The sequence below is a fragment of the Sphingomonas sp. genome (assembly GCF_050725575.1).
Taxonomy (GTDB): domain Bacteria; phylum Pseudomonadota; class Alphaproteobacteria; order Sphingomonadales; family Sphingomonadaceae; genus Sphingomonas.
Map to the genome: position 1 here is coordinate 1 of NZ_JBOHHW010000076.1, position 15,882 is coordinate 15,882.

15 protein-coding genes and 1 pseudogene are annotated in these 15,882 nt (G+C 64.7%); 7 read left to right on the top strand and 9 right to left on the bottom strand.

The annotated features are described in order from the left end of the window. The 5 genes from ACRECS_RS26250 to ACRECS_RS26270 form a co-directional block, all read left to right on the top strand. Nucleotides 1–530: RtcB family protein (locus ACRECS_RS26250; RefSeq protein WP_431585924.1), on the top strand; the 530-nt coding region annotated here is incomplete at its 5' end. 103 nt (nt 531–633) lie between these two features. Further along, nucleotides 634–903, top strand: coding sequence for a CPCC family cysteine-rich protein (locus ACRECS_RS26255; RefSeq protein ID WP_431585938.1), 270 nt, complete (start codon nt 634–636; stop codon nt 901–903). 55 nt (nt 904–958) lie between these two features. After that, complete coding sequence (locus ACRECS_RS26260; RefSeq protein WP_431585925.1) at nt 959–1,564, top strand: hypothetical protein; 606 nt, start codon at nt 959–961, stop codon at nt 1,562–1,564. 2 nt (nt 1,565–1,566) lie between these two features. Then, a complete protein-coding gene (gene rtcA, locus ACRECS_RS26265; RefSeq protein WP_431585926.1) occupies nt 1,567–2,580 on the top strand; it encodes an RNA 3'-terminal phosphate cyclase in 1,014 nt (337 codons plus the stop codon). 274 nt (nt 2,581–2,854) lie between these two features. Beyond that, complete coding sequence (locus tag ACRECS_RS26270) at nt 2,855–4,840, top strand: AAA family ATPase (RefSeq protein ID WP_431585927.1); 1,986 nt, start codon at nt 2,855–2,857, stop codon at nt 4,838–4,840. Nucleotides 4,841–4,842: 2 nt separating this feature from the next. On the opposite strand, the gene ACRECS_RS26275 is transcribed toward ACRECS_RS26270, so the two are convergent. The 9 genes from ACRECS_RS26275 to ACRECS_RS26315 all read right to left on the bottom strand — a co-directional run bounded on the left by ACRECS_RS26275 (nt 4,843) and on the right by ACRECS_RS26315 (nt 14,908). Then, on the bottom strand, nt 4,843–5,523 hold the full coding sequence (locus ACRECS_RS26275; protein WP_431585928.1) for a TetR/AcrR family transcriptional regulator: 681 nt from the start codon (nt 5,521–5,523) through the stop codon (nt 4,843–4,845). A 67-nt stretch (nt 5,524–5,590) separates the two neighbouring features. Further along, nucleotides 5,591–5,848, bottom strand: coding sequence for a hypothetical protein (locus tag ACRECS_RS26280; protein ID WP_431585929.1), 258 nt, complete (start codon nt 5,846–5,848; stop codon nt 5,591–5,593). After that, nucleotides 5,845–6,531, bottom strand: a complete 687-nt coding sequence (locus ACRECS_RS26285) for a TetR/AcrR family transcriptional regulator (protein ID WP_431585930.1) — start codon at nt 6,529–6,531, stop codon at nt 5,845–5,847. Before ACRECS_RS26285 ends, ACRECS_RS26280 begins: the two co-directional genes overlap by 4 nt. A gap of 55 nt (nt 6,532–6,586) precedes the next feature. Beyond that, a complete protein-coding gene (locus ACRECS_RS26290) occupies nt 6,587–8,245 on the bottom strand; it encodes a carboxylesterase/lipase family protein (RefSeq protein WP_431585931.1) in 1,659 nt (552 codons plus the stop codon). Nucleotides 8,246–8,270: 25 nt separating this feature from the next. Beyond that, nucleotides 8,271–9,566 carry a spinster family MFS transporter gene (locus tag ACRECS_RS26295; RefSeq protein WP_431585932.1) on the bottom strand — a complete coding sequence of 432 codons (1,296 nt, stop codon included), beginning with the start codon at nt 9,564–9,566 and terminating at the stop codon, nt 8,271–8,273. A gap of 58 nt (nt 9,567–9,624) precedes the next feature. Continuing rightward, entirely contained in the window at nt 9,625–11,928 is a 2,304-nt protein-coding gene (locus ACRECS_RS26300; protein ID WP_431585933.1) for a TonB-dependent receptor, read from the bottom strand. A 698-nt stretch (nt 11,929–12,626) separates the two neighbouring features. Further along, entirely contained in the window at nt 12,627–13,370 is a 744-nt protein-coding gene (locus ACRECS_RS26305) for an anti-sigma factor (protein WP_431585934.1), read from the bottom strand. Then, nucleotides 13,367–13,966, bottom strand: coding sequence for a sigma-70 family RNA polymerase sigma factor (locus ACRECS_RS26310; protein ID WP_431585935.1), 600 nt, complete (start codon nt 13,964–13,966; stop codon nt 13,367–13,369). Before ACRECS_RS26310 ends, ACRECS_RS26305 begins: the two co-directional genes overlap by 4 nt. A 48-nt stretch (nt 13,967–14,014) precedes the next feature. After that, nucleotides 14,015–14,908, bottom strand: coding sequence for a cyclase family protein (locus tag ACRECS_RS26315; protein WP_431585936.1), 894 nt, complete (start codon nt 14,906–14,908; stop codon nt 14,015–14,017). A gap of 201 nt (nt 14,909–15,109) precedes the next feature. Between ACRECS_RS26315 and rpiB the strand changes: the two genes are divergently transcribed. Together rpiB and glyA are read left to right on the top strand one after the other, a co-directional pair. Continuing rightward, on the top strand, nt 15,110–15,562 hold the full coding sequence (gene rpiB, locus ACRECS_RS26320; RefSeq protein ID WP_431585937.1) for a ribose 5-phosphate isomerase B: 453 nt from the start codon (nt 15,110–15,112) through the stop codon (nt 15,560–15,562). Further along, a pseudogene (gene glyA / locus ACRECS_RS26325) lies at nt 15,559–15,882 on the top strand (serine hydroxymethyltransferase); the annotation flags it as partial. The gene rpiB and the pseudogene glyA, both read left to right, overlap by 4 nt.

Here is a 15,882-nt window from a genome sequence, read left to right on the forward strand (position 1 = left end):
TCGACGATTATGTCGAGGCGGTCGGCTGGGCGCAGGATTATGCGGCGCTCAACCGCCGCATGATGATGACCAACGTCATCCGCGCGATCCGCGGCGTGATCGCCAAGCCGTTCGACGCCGAGTTGGAAGCGGTCAACTGCCATCACAATTATGTGACGCGGGAAAACCATTTCGGCGAGAATGTGCTCGTTACCCGCAAGGGGGCGGTGCGCGCGGCGAAGGGCGTGCTCGGGATCATCCCGGGGTCGATGGGCGCGAAATCGTTCATCGTCCGGGGCCTCGGCAATGCGGAGTCGTTCGACAGTTGCAGCCATGGTGCGGGGCGCGTGATGTCGCGCACCGAGGCCAAGAAGCAGGTGTCGCTGGCCGAGCATATCGCCGCGACCGAGGGTGTAGCGTGCCGCAAGGATGTCGGCGTGATCGACGAAAGTCCCCGCGCCTACAAGCCGATCGAAGCCGTGATGGCCGCCCAAGCCGATCTGGTGGAGATCGTCCACACACTGAAGCAAGTGGTGTGCGTGAAGGGGTGAGGCGGCGATCAGCGACATGGCGGGGCCATGTCGCAGCCGCCTCACCGGCTTGCTGGCAAGCCGCAACGACGCCCTTCACACCGCGACCGCCAGCCAAGGAAATATGAAAGGACGTTGGATCGCGTGTCCGTGCTGTCGGCACAGAACCCTCGCGCAGCCTGCAGCCTATGAAATCTGCGCGGTCTGTTTCTGGGAAGACGATGGCCAGAGTCAGGCAAACGCCGATGAGGTATGGGGCGGGCCGAATGGCGCGCTCAGCCTCCTCAGCCTCACCGCTGCCAGAGCGAACTGTCTACGTTTCGGTGCCTGCGATGAGCGCTTTCTCGCTCATGTGCGGTCATCATTGCCAGACGAACGCAAACCCGGATCCTGAGTGCCATCGACCGTAAGGCAGTGTCGGAGACGCAGGATGCGCAGAGGAATGAATAATGGATTATCGCGCCATCAATTGGGAGGCTGAACGCCCCGAGCTCACCGCATTCATACGCGATTGGGACGGGACGGTCATTACCGCCATCGAGCCACTCGATTCCCGTTTGACCGCAGTGCAGAGCGCTCTTGTTGCCAGCCATGTGAATGGCGGCGCGCGTGTCGCGCAGTTCCAGATCAACGCGGCTCCCGCTGTGTTCTGGATGCTGTCGCGTAATCGCCTGAATGAGTATGATTTCTTCGAGCGATTTTTCCGGCACCCCAATGTTGTGGCTGCCCTCCCGGAAATCGTTGGGCCGACCATGACCATCACGCCCACCGAGTTCGCGATGGAAGCGCCCTTTGTCGTCTATGGCCGACTGGCCGGATCGATCAGTTCGGGCGGCGCTTATCGCCGGTTCGACGGTACCGACGAAGAGGCACTCCAACTTGCAGATGCGTTCGTCGCGGCAGCGTTCGACAAGAGATTCACGGAAACGACCACTTGGACAAGCTGGAAGCCGTGGAGCGACTGGTTTTACGGCATCACCTGGGACGCTTCTTTCTTCTGGTTCGACACCCGCACCGGTGTCGTCACGATATTGTTATTTACGGATACGGATTGACCATGATCATCATCGACGGATCGGAAGGCGAAGGCGGGGGGCAGGTCGTGCGCAATGCGTGCGCACTGTCGCTCGTCACCGGCACGCCGTTCCACATCACCAATGTCCGCGGCAAGCGGTCGAAGCCGGGGCTGATGCGCCAGCATGTCACCGCGGTCGAGGCCGCATGCACGATCGGCGGCGGCGACTGCGACGGGCTGGCGGTCGGATCGGGCGAGCTTGTCTTCCGGCCCGGCACGGTCGTGCCCGGCGACTATCGCTTCGCGGTCGGCACTGCCGGCAGCACCAGCCTGGTGCTGCAGACGGTGCTGATGCCGCTCATCCTCGCCGGCGCGCCGTCGCGGCTGATCCTTGAAGGCGGCACGCATAACATGATGGCGCCGCCGTTCGACTTCATCGCGCGGACCTTTCTGCCGGTCGTCAACCGCATGGGGCCGACGGTCGAAGCGCGGCTGGTACGGCACGGTTTCTACCCGCGCGGCGGCGGCCGGATCGAGGTCGACATCGCGCCTGCGCCGCTGCGGCCGATCGATTGTGTCGAGCGCGGCGCACTGCTGTCGCGTTCGGCGCTGGCGATGTTCACCGGCCTGCCGTTCGAGGTCGCCGATCGCGAGATCGCGACCGCGAAGAAGCTGCTCGGCTGGCCCAAGGAAGCGTTCGCGGTGCGCCAACTGCCCGAGGAACAGGGGCCGGGCAACATCCTCCTGCTCGAGGCGGCTTATGAGCACGTCACCGAAATCGTCAGCGGTTTCGGCCAGCTCGGCGTGCCCGCCGAACAGCTTGCCCGGCGCGCGGCCGGGCGCATGACGGGCTATGAGGCGTCGGACGCGTTTGCCGGGCCGTATCTCGCCGATCAGCTGCTGTTGCCCTTCGCACTGGCCGGCGGCGGCACGTTCACCACGGTCAAGCCGAGCCAGCACAGCCTGACCGCGGCGGACATCATCGGCCGCTTTCTCGGCCGGCGATGCGTGTTCGAACAGCTCGAAACCGGCACGCACCGGGTCGAGATTCGATAGGGGTGACATTGCGCGCGGCGGTCGTTTCGGCTATGGGCCGCCGCGCGCGACATCCCAATGATGGTCGCACAACGGAGATATGCAATGTCGAGCCAGACCGCCATTACCGGCGTTCCGTTCGGCGGCAACCGCTCCCTGCCATAAGCGCTTTTCCGTAAAGCGCCGCGGCCGGGCAGCAGACCCGCCGCGGATCCGCACAGAAGAACCGACCCGGCCTCGCGCTGCGCCTTGTTGCGTCCGCGCGCCGTCCGGGCGGTGATACGGAAAAGAGATCATGGAAGAACATGAAATCGTCCGGAGCGTGTTGCTCCGGATCGGGCGCGGTGTGTCCGCATCCGCGCCGCTGGCGCTGGCGGCCCTGCAATGGGCCGAGCCGCACCGCGCCTGGCTGACCGCGACGAAACTCGGCAAGGCGGGACCCGACAAGGCGCCGCCGCCGCTGAAATGGAAGGCGTTGCTCAAGGCAGTCGCGGCAGCGCGGCCGACGGGTGAGGCGCGTCCGCATGTGCTGGAGCTGACTGACCGCCTTGCCGATCTGTTGGCGCTGGAGCCGGTCGACCGCGCGCTGCTGACTCTGGTCGTGGCGTGCGACCGGCTGCCGCGCGTCGGCCGGCTGATGTCGATCGCGAGCACGCATGGCCATGACCTGCCGACTCTGCTCGGCGAGCTGGCCGGCGCCGACCCGAACGAAGCCGCGCGGATCGTGCGGCAGAGCGCACTGCTGCGTCTCGGGCTTGGCGGCTTTCGCGCCAACCGCAAGGGCGAAGTCGAAGTCGAGATCTACTGGATGCTCGAGCGGCTGCTCGACCGCGCCCCGGCGCAAAACGAGGGGATGATCGACACGTTGGTCGGCATCCGCCAGGCGGCGCGGCTGGAGCTGGAAGACTTCGCGCATGTCGCCGACGTCCCGCTGCTGGTCCGGTTGCTGCGCGGCGTGGCGGCGGAACAGGCAGCGGGGATCAATATCCTGATCCACGGCCCTCCCGGCACTGGCAAGACTGAACTCGCCCGCACGCTGGCCGCGGCGGCGGGCCTGGTGCTGCACGGTGTCGGCGAAGTCGATGACGATGGCGAGGAGCCGACGCGGTGGGACCGGGTCAACGCGCTGCAGCTCGCGCAGCGGCTGCTCGCCCGACGCGCCGGCGCGGTGCTGCTGTTCGACGAGATGGAGGATCTGATCGGCGATGCACGACCGAGCGGCGGCGACTGGTTCGCGCGGCGCGAAGGCAGCAAGATCTTCGTCAACCGGCTGCTTGAGGCGAACCCGGTGCCAGTGATCTGGACCACCAATGCGATCGGTAATGTCGATGACGCGATCCTGCGCCGGATGAGCTTCATCCTGAAGCTCGACCTGCCGTCGCGCGCGGCGGGGCGGCGCATGCTCGACCGTATCGCGACAGAGGAAGGCGTGGCGCCGGGCAGCGGGTTCGAGCGGTTGCTCGACACGGCGCCCGAAACCGCGACGGTGCTGCGCGTCGCCGCGCGCGCCGGGCGGCTGGCGGGCGAGAGTGATGGCGGCGTTCGCCCGGCCGAAGCATTGGTGCGCGCACTGCGCGGCGGGGAATTGCCGCCGGGTGGCACGGGCGCGCTCGACCTTGAGCTCTACGAGGCGGATACGCCGCTTGGGCCATTGTTCGATCGGATCGGCGCGGGCGGCGTGACTGATGTATCACTGCTGCTGACCGGTCCGCCGGGCACCGGCAAGACCGCGCTGGCTGAGCATCTCGCGCGGATGCTCGATCGGCCGCTCGTCACCAAGCGCGCGTCCGACCTGCTTTCCGCTTATGTCGGCGAGACCGAGGTGCGCATCGCGCGCGCCTTTGCCGAGGCGCGGCAGCGCGGTGCGGTGCTGTTTTTCGACGAGGCGGACTCGCTGTTGTTCGACCGCAGCACCGCGCGGACCAGCTGGGAGGTGAGCCAGGTCAATGAGTTGCTCACCTGGCTCGATCGTCATCCCCTGCCGGCGGTGGCGGCGACCAATCATGGCTGGAAGCTCGATCCAGCGACGCTGCGGCGCTTCGTGTTCAAGCTCGACCTGCGCCCGCTCGGACGCGAGCGGGCCGAACGGGCATTCGAACGCTTCTTCGGCATGCCGGCGCCGGCTGGCCTGAGCGAGGTCGCAGGACTGACTCCGGGCGACTTCGCAGTGGTCGCGCGCCAGCTTCGCCATGCGCCGACCAGCGATGCGCGCGGCGTGGTGGATCGGCTCGCCCGCGAGGTCGCGTGCAAGCCCGAAGCGGGCGGCAGGATCGGCTTTTGAGCCTATTCTGCCGTACGGCGCCGGCAATTGGCGATGAAGCCGCCGGCCATGAAGCTGGCCATGCGGTCCTTGACCGCCTCGAAATCGTCGGACCGGCACAAGCCGCCCGACAGCTTGTCGATACGACCGGTACGCGCGAGGGTCAGCAGCAGCGCACCGGTCACGAAATGATAGCCCCAGAAGATATCTTCTTCCGGACAGCCGGGCAGCGCCTGTTTGAGCAAGCCGATCAGGCGCAGCACGAGCGGGTCGAAATGCTTGTCCATCAAGGCCGCGCCCTCGGGCGTGTTGCTGGCCTGCGCGCCGAGCGCGGCATAGTTTTTCCAGCCCTCGCCGCCACTGATGTAAAGGTCGAGATCGGTGTCGAGAAAGGCACGAAGCGCACCCTCGACGGTCGGCTTGCCCGCCGCTTCCACCTCATACTGGTCAAGCGCAGCCATGCGGCGATCGATCGTGACCGGCGCCCGCCGGGCAAAGACCGTGTCGAACAGAGCCTTCTTGTCCTCGAAATAATAGTTGAGCAGCGAGTGATGCACGCCGACGCGCTGCGCCACTTCCTTCAACGTCGTGCCGTACAGGCCATGTTTGGAGAACAGATATTCGGCCGCGTCGAGAATCTGTTCGATCATCTCCGCGCGCTGTTCGGCCTTGGGCTTGCGCAGCAGTACTAGTGATTTCGCCATCATGCGCTCCCCGAATTACCCCTGCATCTTGTCGATCTTGCCGCGCGATGCCAGCGACTTTGCATCACTATTGCACCACTGTTTCCTCCGGCGTGGGCGGCTCGCCGGGATCCGGCGCATTGCCGTTCGGTGTCGCATCGGGCGACGGCGTTGCAATGGGGTCGGGCTGTGCGACGAAGGTCGGTCTCGCGACCGGTATCGCGTCATCCGCCCTGACCACGGTAACGTCACTGTTATGATCGTCGCGCTCGCCGGTCGAACAGGCGGCAACGGCCAGCGTCAGCGCCATGCCGGCAGCGAGCCGCCCCGCCCGCCCGACCATCATGCCGGATCGGTGGCCGGCAGGCGGCAGATCGCCTCGAACCCAGCGGCCATGAAAGTCGCCATATAATGTTTGATCGATGCGAAATCCTCCGACGAACACAGGCCGTTCGACAGCCGGTCGATCCGTCCGGTGCGCGCCATCGCATGAGTCAGCGCGCCCGAGACGAAGTGATAGCCCCAGAAGATTCGCGCCTCGTCGCAACCCGGCAGCGCCTTTTTGAGCAGTCCGATCAGTACCATCACGGTCGGGTTGAAATACTCCATCTTGTCGGCGCCCCAGCCCGGCGCGCTGTTCGCCTGCGCGCCAAGAATGCCCATGTACCGGCCGGACAGCCCGCTCGCCATGTTGAGGTCGAAATCAGTGTCGAGAAAAGCGCGCAGCGCACCCTCCACGGTCGGATGATCGCTGGCCTTTGCGGCATAGGCGCGCATCGCCTCGAGCCGGGCGTCGACCGAGCGCGGCGCCCCCCGCGCCCAGACCGCGTCGAACAGGCTTTCCTTGCCGTTGAAATGATAATGCATCAGCGTCGAGCTGACCCCGACCTTCTTCGCCACGTCCTTCAACGTCACGCCGTAATAGCCATGCTCGGCGAACAGCGCCTCGGCCGCGTCGAGAATCAGCGCCAGCGTCTCTTCGCGCTGTTCGGCCTTGGTGCGGCGAGGTTTGGGGGCGGCATCAGTCATGAAGGGGTACCAGGTTGGAGCATGTCCTGCGATTGCACGGATTGAGGTAAAGTCGTCAATTCGGTCGCGCCGCATCGGCGGTACGAGCGGGCAAGGGCGGCGCGACAATACCCAGATTCTGAATCCAGGATTGAGTGCCGTCACGCCGCCGGCGGGCGACCACCTCTTCCTGCAGCGCGAAGCGGTCAGTGAACAGGCCGGACAGCGCCTCAGGCCGCGCGGCGAAGCGCAGATAGCCACCCTTGTCGGCGATGCCCGGCCAGGTCGGTGCGCCCGCGGCGCTCGGCTTTCCGGTCCGCGCGAAGCTGGTCCAATAGCCGATCATTGCCTCCGACAAGCCGGTCTCGTCCGGGTTTAGCGGAATCTTCGGCCAGTTGGGCAGCGCATTGGCCTCCGCCAGCAGGCCGAACACATAGGGCACTTCGGCGGCATGGAAAGCGGGCAGCTTGAGCGCGTCGGCGGCCGGATAGCTGTGATCGAAATAATAGAGATAACCGGCCTGGCCGATCGCCGCCTGGCTGCGCGCCAGCCGGTCGGAGGTCCAGCCGTAAATCCCGTCGCGCAGCGTCTCCAGCATGCTCTCCTCGATCTGGCTGCTCGGATAGAGTTTGAGGAATTGCTCGGCGAGATCGCCATAGCGCGCGCGGATTTCCTTTTCATAGATCGCCGCATCGGTCGGGATCGGCGGCACCAAGCCACGCAGCGTGCGCAATTCCCCGGCATTGAACCCGGCAATGACCGGCACGCGCGCCTGTTCGCCCTTGTCGAAACTGTCGACCAGCTGGCGGGTCAATGCCCAGCCATCGACCGTCGGCAGCGGCAGGAAACCACCCGCCGCGGCCGCCGTCGACAAGGTCTGCGCATCGATCGCCCGCAGCGCCGCGATCGTGGGTGCCTTCAGCGCCGCCCCGACAAAAGTGCCGACCTGTTCGCCCGAGGGCAGGCCGTGGCTGGCTTTGGTCAATTCGGGCAGCGAGATCATATAGCCGCTCTCGGCGATCGCCTTGTGGAACAGGCCGCGCGACAAGGGGCTGGTCATCAGCCCCATCACGCTCAGCGCGCCGGCGGATTCGCCGAAGATCGTAATGTTATCGGGATCGCCACCAAACGCCGCGGCATTGGCCCTGACCCATTTCAGCGCCTCGATCTGGTCGAGCAGGCCGTAATTGCCCGAGGCATGATGCGGCGATTCCTGGCTCAACGCCGGATGCGCGAGATAGCCGAAGATGCCGAGACGATAATTGATCGACACCACCACCACGCCGCGCGCGGCAATTTTCGCCCCGTCATAGATCGGGCTGCCGTTGAACCCGACCGCCAATGATCCGCCATGGATCCACACCATTACCGGCGCCTTGCGCGCCCCGATCGACGACTTGACCGGCGCCCAGACATTGAGCGACAGGCAATCCTCGCTCATCGTTGGGGGATCGTCGCGATACAGGCTGGTCGCGGGATATTTGGGCTGGATACAGGCCGGGCCGGACTTGCTTGCGTCGCGCACGCCTTTCCAGGCGACGGCGGGAACCGGCGGCGTCCAGCGCATTGGGCCGATTGGCGCTTGCGCATAGGGGATACCCCTGAATGCGCTAACGGTGCCGGTGGTCGTCCCGGCCACGGCCCCGTGGGTGGTTTCAATCGTCTGAGCCGTGGCCGTTATTGGCAGTAATGCACTGGCGGCGAGCGCCATGATCGGGGCATGCATCGGGATCATGTCGCTCTCCAAATAATGTCGCGGCTCATTGCGCCGCCGCCTGTTCGCGCCGCAGCGCCCGCGCCACCATCAGATGGAGCAGGATCGCGACAAGGTAGAAGGGGATGAGGCTATAGAATGCCAGCTGCAGCGGGTTGTCGGGATGGCTTGCCCGGAACCAGTCGCTCATCGCGCCGAGAAAGGTCGGGCCAAGCCCCAGGCCGATCATGTTCATCACGAACAGCAGCAGCGCGCTCGACACGGTGCGCTGCGCCGCGGTGACCGAATTCTGCACCACCGCGACTGCCGGAGAGAGATAGAAGAAATTGAAGAAGGTCGGCCCGATCAGGAACAGCATCGCCACCGGCCAGCTCGGCGCATGGACGAAACCGATGAAGAACGGCACCGCCAGCATCAGCGCGACCGCGGGGACGATCGCATAGGCCTGGCGCGAGCGCGGCCCGAACCGGTCGATCAGCCAGCCCGATGACCAGATCCCCGCGCTGACCGCGATACCGAGCAGCAGCGCGTACCAGATCGCGATCTGATCGAGCGTCATGCCCTTTTCGCGCATCAGGAACAAAGTGGTGAAATTGAGCATCGCGTACGTGACGAACTGCGTCGCGCCCGAGGCCAGCGCCGTCAGCCGCAGCACCGGCCGGGCGAAGAACATGCGGATGATGCTGCCAAAGCTTTGCGCGGTCGCGGCGACGGTATCGGCAACCGGTGCGACCACATCCTTCGCGCCCCGTTTCGGTTCGCGCACGCTGAGCGCGAAGACAGCAGCCGTCACCACGCCGACCCCGCCAAGCAGGATGAAGGCGAGGCGCCAGTCATAGGCGGCGGCGATCTTCGCACCGAACGCAACCCCGAGAGCCTGTCCCAAAGGCGGCCCGAGATTGAATAACGACAGCGCCATGCCGCGCCGTTCGGCCGGGAAGTAATCGGAGATGATCGAATAGGACGGCGGCACGCCCCCCGCCTCGCCCACGCCGACCGCCATGCGCGCCATGACCAGTTGCGGATAGGTCGTGGACAGGCCGCAGGCGATCGTCGCCGCGCTCCATAGCGCACAGGCGATCGACACGACTTTCACCCGGTTGCTGCGATCGGCGAGCCAGGCGACGGGGATCGAGATGGTGCAATAGAAGAGCGCGAAATAGAGTCCGCCAAGCCGACCCAGCTGTCCGTCGGTGACGCCGAGATCGTCCTGAATCGGCTTGGCGAGGATCGACAGCAGCTGGCGGTCGAGAAAGTTCAGCACATAGACGAAGCACAGCATGCCCAGCACGAACCAGGTATAGCCGCGTCGTTGACGGAAAGTGGCGGCATCGGCCGACATGAGGCATCCCCGGTCCTGAGAGGGCCGTGCGTCCGGCACAGGACGCCCGGTCGCAAGCTTACAGATTATAGCCGAGACGAATGCCGACCGTGCGCGGGCGCAGCGTGCCGAAGCGGCTGTCGACGAAGCCCTCGGGGTGGATATAGGTGATCGAGTGATCGTCGAGGACGTTCTCGAGATACAGTGTCGCCGACAATTTGTCCCGCTTCAGCGCGAGGCTGAAATTGATGTTCTCGTAACTGTCGGTGTAGCCGAAGGTCGGCGCGATCACGCCTGGCTTGCCCGGAACATTGGGGAAATTGTTGGGGAACGACCCGACATGCTGGAACGTCGCGTTGAAATAGCCCGAGGTCGCCGCCGACAGGTCGAAGCCGATCTGCGCAAACATGCTGCCCTGGAAATTCGCCGCGGAAAGGCGCCCGCCAAGCACCGCGCCGGAGATCGCCGCTTCCGACGCGCTGAGCTTGGTGATTTTCGTCCCGCCGATCGAGCCATTGGCGCCGAAACTCAAATGATTGACCGGATTGGCGACGATCTCGAATTCCAGGCCACGGCTGCGGGCGCCGCCGATATTGGTGGCGAACTGCACCGAATCCGAGACGCGGTTGGCCTGAACCTGGATGTCCTTCCAGTCGATATAGTAAAGCGCGACATTGGCCATCAGCTTGCCGCCGAAGAAGCGCCCTTTGAGGCCAAGCTCATAGTTGATCAGCTTGTCGGAGCCGGCGCCGGCGGGGATCGTCAGATCGTTCTTGTCGATCGCGCTGATGCGGCCGGCATTGGCGTTGCGCACCGGCGCACGATAGCCGGTCGAGACCGAGGCATAGGTGGTGACGTCGTCCGAGGCGCGGAACGACAGGCTGCCTTTGAACGAGGGACGGCTGCCGGTGACCTTGGCTTGAGTTGAGGTGGTCGTCGTCGGTGTCGTGCCGCTCAATGCACCCTTCGCGTTAGGGGTCAGCGCGGCGCCCAGGAAATTGGAGGTGAAGTTTCCAGGCTGGTATATAATCTGAGAGTCCGTGCGACCGTAGCGAATACCGCCGGTTGCCCAGAATCGATCCGTGAACCGATAGGTCACTTCGCCGAAACCAGCCAGTTCATGCGACTTCTGGCGATAGATCAGTGCCTGGACGATATCGCCGTTCGGCCCGAGTGCGCCGGTCAATGGACGCGATGCGAGGAAGGCCGAGGTCGTACGGAAAATCTGCGTCACGTCGAGCGTACGGTTCAGATAGAAGCCGCCGATCACCCAGTCTAACTTGCCGCCCGGATCGGAGGCGAGGCGGGTTTCCTGCACGAAGGTCTTTTGCGGCCCGGTCGCCTCGATGCCATAGGGGAACAGACGGCCGACCGCACCGGAGATGTCGACGATGAAGTCCTGATAATAGTGCGAATAGGTCGACGAACTGGTCAGCCGGGCGCCGTCGAACTGATAATCGATCGTCGCATTATAATTCTGCAACTTGCCGGCATAGACATCGGGACGAAACGAGCGGTGCTTGTCGCGACCGAACCGTGGCGTGATCAGCGCGGAATCTTCGGGACGACTGTTTTCGTACGAGGCCAGGAAACGTGCGGATAAGCGGTCGGTCGGCTTGAACAACAGGATCGCGCGGCCGCCATAATCCTTCAGCGTGTTCGCATTGTGCACGCCGGTGTCGAGATTATCGACCCAGCCATCCTCGTGGCGATAGAATCCGACCACGCGCAGGCCGAGCACATCGTCGATCAGCGGCACATTGACCATGGCGTTATAGCGCTGGCGGACCGAATCCGAGCCGGTCAGGCCGATATCGGCCGAGCCCGACACATCGAATTTGTTGAGATCCGGGCTCTTGGTCAGGATGCGCAGCGCACCGGACAGCGACCCCGCGCCGAACAGGGTCCCCTGCGGCCCGCGCAGGAATTCGACCCGTTCGACATCATAGAGATTGGGATCGATCACGGTCGAATTGCCCGTGGTCGAGATCGGCAGCTCGTCGAGATAGATGGCGACGGTCGACGACAGGCCGGCGCCATAACCATTGGTGGCAATGCCGCGCGCAGTGAAATTGTTGAAATTGGCGGTCGGCTTGTTGATCACGATGCCCGGCGTCTCGCGCGCCAGCCCTTCATAACCAACGATGCCCTCGGCCGAGAGCTTGCTCTGCGAAAAGGCGGTGATGCTCAGCGGCACGTCGCGCAGCCGCTCGTTGCGGCGCGTCGCGGTGACGATGATGTCGCCATCATTCGCGGCTTGCGTCTCGGTGGCAAGCTGTTCGGTGGTGGCTGGCGGGGCGGCCGGATCGGCGGCTTGCGCATAGGCCGGGCCGGTAATGGCTATGCCCAATAGCGACGAGGACAGCAGCAGGCTGTGCTTCATGACATCTCTCCCTTGCGGCGACGGCGCCGCCTCTTGTGCTCTTGCGGCACGCTCGCCCTATCGCAGTGCTTTGGGCTTCTGTCAACATTAACTGACTTGCTAGTCAGCGTCTTTGCGAGACGCTTTTCGCCATGCGCGACGGCGCGATCGAGACGAAGCGGGAGAGATGGGCGGCACGCGAGAACGACCGCCAGGAAAGTGGTTCGCAGACGGCGAAACTTGCCGGCATTGCAGTGATTTTTTCGGAGTGCGCAAAATAAAAGGGCCTGCCGGCATTGGGGACGCCGGCAGGCCCTTTCTACGCCAAGGCGCCGTTTTGGAGGGGGGACCGGCGCCCGTACACGTCTTCCGCTTGGGGGAAAGACCGAGGTACATACGCACCACACCGCAATCGGATGCAATGCTCACGCAATTTTTCTCGATTTTTTGCAAATTTTCTTGCGCGCAACTTCTGGCCGGGCAGCAACGGCGTTGGAGATTTCTTCTTAAGTAGTTGATATATATCTAATTATAGATTTTCACCGATCATAGCGGAAAAAGATATGGGACATCACTGGTGTCCGATATCTCCCCACAGCCATGCCCGTTCCACGGCCGGGGCACCGGCGGCGATTCAACCATGACACCGGATCAGGCATATCGTGCCTTGCCGGGAACTTATATCGGCACGCTCTTTCTCAGTGTCGACTCCGCGGCCGTCAAACCTGCGACAGCACGCCCTTTGCCACCACTGGCCCGGTCGGCGATCCGCTCGGCGAGCCGCCTACCGGCTCGAGCGAGACCGCCAGCGTCGCGCCCGCCACGAGCCGCGCGCGATTGTCGCCGGTGACCATGAAGGTCGAGCCGCCACTGGCATGCAGCAATCCAAGCGAATGCGGCACGCCGTCTCCCGCGATCACCCATAGCTCGGCGCTGCGATCGGCGTCGGCCAGCGCGGACTCGGTCAGGCGCAGGCCACCCGAAACCGGGTCATAAACCGCGGTGACCGGCTTCCCCTCGACCGACGGATCGATCGAAGCGACCAGCATCCGTGCCGGCGCCGTGGCGACCGGCTGCCGCTTCGGCGGCATGGCGGTCGGCACCGGCGGCGTGGGCCGGACCAGCACGACCAGCAACAGGCCGGCGGCGAGCAGGCTCGATGCTATGGCGATCCCTGGCCATAACCGGCCGGTACGCAACAGCGCGGCCCGACGCGGCGCGGCGGGTCCGTCCAGCGCCTGGTCGAGACGCTCCATCATGCCCGGCGGCGCGGCGACCTCCGGCCAGATCTCGAACAATGGCTCGAGATGCTGGCGCCAGCGTTCCACCTCCTGCGCGAAGCCCGGTTCGGCGAGCACGCGGCGCAGCGCGACCGCACGCTCCTCGCCCTCGAGCAGCCCCAGCACCAACTCGGCGGCGGCGACATCGGGATCGTCGCCGGTCGGGATCACATCCTCGCTCATCGTTCGAGGCACGCCTTGAGCTTCATCAGCCCGCGCCGCACCCAGCTTTTCATCGTACCGAGCGGCACATGCTCGCGCTCGGCCAGCTCGGCATAAGTCATGCCGTCGAAGAACGCCGTCCGGATCGCGCTGCGCTGCCGCGCTGCCAGCCCGTCGAGGCAATGATGCAGCCGATGCGCCTCCTGATCGGCGACCATGATCTCGCTCGCCAATGGCGCCGTGTCAGCGACCGGCGGCGCTTCGTCGATCGGGGTGGATTGGCGGACTGCCTGCGCACGGCGCCAGTCGATCGCGCGGTTGCGCGCGATGGTCGACAGCCAGCTGATCGGGCTCGCACGGCTCGGTTCATAGGCGCCCGCACGCTTCCAGACCGTCAGATACACGTCGTGCAAAACATCTTCCGCCGCTTGCCGTTCGCCGCAGATACGGAGGCATACGCCAAATAGTTTCGCCGATGTCAGCGAATAGAGATCGCGAAACGCCGCCCGATCCTCATCGCCGGTGCGCACCAGTACCTCGACCAGGCGTGCACGTGCGGCATCGACTGGCGGAAGCGCCGGTTTTGGCTCGATCGCGGCTGAAGGCAAATCCGTCACAGATCAGTTGCTTAGCGCGGCTCGGGGGTGCGGGGCAATCGCCGTCAGCTACACCAATGCATAGGCGCGAACCGGGAAAGTCCCCATGGCGCGAATCTTGGGCGGCACCGCCGAAAAGGTGAAGCCGCTTGCCGGCAGCCGGTCGAGCCCGGTCATATGCTCGATGATCGGAATGCCGGCGCCGAGCAGGACCGTGTGCACCGGACGCGTACCCCCGGTCGTGTCATCGATATTGAATGAATCGATCCCGACCATGGCAGCGCCGCCATCCCGCAAATGGATCGCCGCCGCTTCGGTCAGATGAGGGTGCTCCTCGAAATACTGGTCGGTCCGCCAGTGCCGGTCCCAGCTGGTGCGGATCAGCACGGCCTTGCCTGCAATGTCATCCGCGGCGAGCGCCATCCAGTCGATCGCACGCCCGGTCGCGCCCGACACGTCGATCACCAGCCCGGGGCAGGCGGCAATGCGATCAAGCGAAAGGTCGGCCAGATCATAGCCATCGGCGTAGCGGTGAAACGGCGTGTCCATATAGGTGCCGGTGTTGCCGACCAGCTCAATCCGGCCGATCTGGAATTCGGTGCCGGCATCATAGCTGGATCGCGACGCCTCGCGCGACAGATGGTCGCAGATCAGCGGTGCCGGCAGCCCCTTGTAGGTGATCATCCCGGCCTCGATGATATGGCTGAGATCGATCCGCGTCGCCCCCGGTTGCTGCTCGATGGCCGCCGCGACGCCGCGCTTGTGCGCTTCGTCGATGATCCGCTTGTTGAGGATGCGGGTCTCACTGACCATCAGCAATCGCAGGTCGCGAATGATATAGGCCGACAGATCGACATCGCCGATGTTGTCCCCGGCGATATCGAGCCGGAACCCTTGCCCCTGAATGCCGCCGCCATTCGAGAAATCGATCTCGAAATCGAAACAAACGCGCTTTTCGGTCACTGCAACCCCTTCTCTTGCGCATGCGCACCCGTCGCGCCCGACACCTTGCACCTTGGCCCGATTTCCTCATCCGCTCTACTGGCGATCATCCAATGGAAGCGATTGTTTATGACAGCCGGCTTTTCCGCTGTGGCGTTCCAGCGACGCTTTGCGTAAGAGCCGCCGCATCCGCTTCACCCGTTAGAGGAGCGCGCACCGTTCATGCGCATCGCCATCGCTTCCGACCATGCCGCGTTCGCGCTGAAGGGCATGCTTGCCGCCTGGCTGCGCGACGAAGGGCATGAGGTGATCGACCTTGGTCCCGACAGCGATGCGCGGGTCGATTATCCCGATTTCGGCTATAAGCTCGCCGCGGCGGTCGCCGGCGGCGATGCCGAACGCGGCGTCGCCTTGTGCGGGTCGGGCATCGGCATCTCGATCGCGGTCAACCGGCATCCGGCGGTGCGCTGCGCGCTGGTCGGCGAACCGCTGTCGGCCACGCTCGCGCGCGAACATAACGACGCCAATGTCATTGCGCTCGGCGCACGCCTGACCGGCGAGGACATGGCCAAGGCCTGCATCACCGCTTTCCTGACCACTGGTTTCGCCGGTGGCCGCCACACCGACCGGGTCGCAAAACTCGGCCATCTCCAGTCCGAGGAGCCTTCCGCATGAGCACCAATCCGCGCACCTTGAACGATGTCCAGCCCGATGGCTTCTTCACCCGCGGCCTGGCCGATGCCGACCCGGCGGTGTTCGCCGGGATCGAACATGAGCTGACCCGCGAACAGACTCAGATCGAGCTGATCGCGTCGGAGAATATCGTCTCCAAGGCCGTGCTGCAGGCGCAGGGGTCGGTGTTCACCAACAAATATGCCGAGGGCTATCCCGGCAAGCGCTATTATCAGGGCTGCCATCCGTCGGACGAAGTCGAGACGCTGGCGATCGAGCGCGCCAAGCAATTGTTCGGCTGCGCCTTTGCCAATGTTCAGCCG

Bases quoted from the DNA above. Each gene is read 5' to 3' on its own strand.
- ACRECS_RS26255 (WP_431585938.1), top strand. From the start codon at position 634: ATGAAAGGACGTTGGATCGCGTGTCCGTGCTGTCGGCACAGAACCCTC.
- ACRECS_RS26260 (WP_431585925.1), top strand. From the start codon at position 959: ATGGATTATCGCGCCATCAATTGGGAGGCTGAACGCCCCGAGCTCACC.
- rtcA (WP_431585926.1), top strand. From the start codon at position 1,567: ATGATCATCATCGACGGATCGGAAGGCGAAGGCGGGGGGCAGGTCGTG.
- ACRECS_RS26270 (WP_431585927.1), top strand. From the start codon at position 2,855: ATGGAAGAACATGAAATCGTCCGGAGCGTGTTGCTCCGGATCGGGCGC.
- ACRECS_RS26275 (WP_431585928.1), bottom strand. From the start codon at position 5,523: ATGGCGAAATCACTAGTACTGCTGCGCAAGCCCAAGGCCGAACAGCGC.
- ACRECS_RS26280 (WP_431585929.1), bottom strand. From the start codon at position 5,848: ATGATGGTCGGGCGGGCGGGGCGGCTCGCTGCCGGCATGGCGCTGACG.
- ACRECS_RS26285 (WP_431585930.1), bottom strand. From the start codon at position 6,531: ATGACTGATGCCGCCCCCAAACCTCGCCGCACCAAGGCCGAACAGCGC.
- ACRECS_RS26290 (WP_431585931.1), bottom strand. From the start codon at position 8,245: ATGATCCCGATGCATGCCCCGATCATGGCGCTCGCCGCCAGTGCATTA.
- ACRECS_RS26295 (WP_431585932.1), bottom strand. From the start codon at position 9,566: ATGTCGGCCGATGCCGCCACTTTCCGTCAACGACGCGGCTATACCTGG.
- ACRECS_RS26300 (WP_431585933.1), bottom strand. From the start codon at position 11,928: ATGAAGCACAGCCTGCTGCTGTCCTCGTCGCTATTGGGCATAGCCATT.
- ACRECS_RS26305 (WP_431585934.1), bottom strand. From the start codon at position 13,370: ATGAGCGAGGATGTGATCCCGACCGGCGACGATCCCGATGTCGCCGCC.
- rpiB (WP_431585937.1), top strand. From the start codon at position 15,110: ATGCGCATCGCCATCGCTTCCGACCATGCCGCGTTCGCGCTGAAGGGC.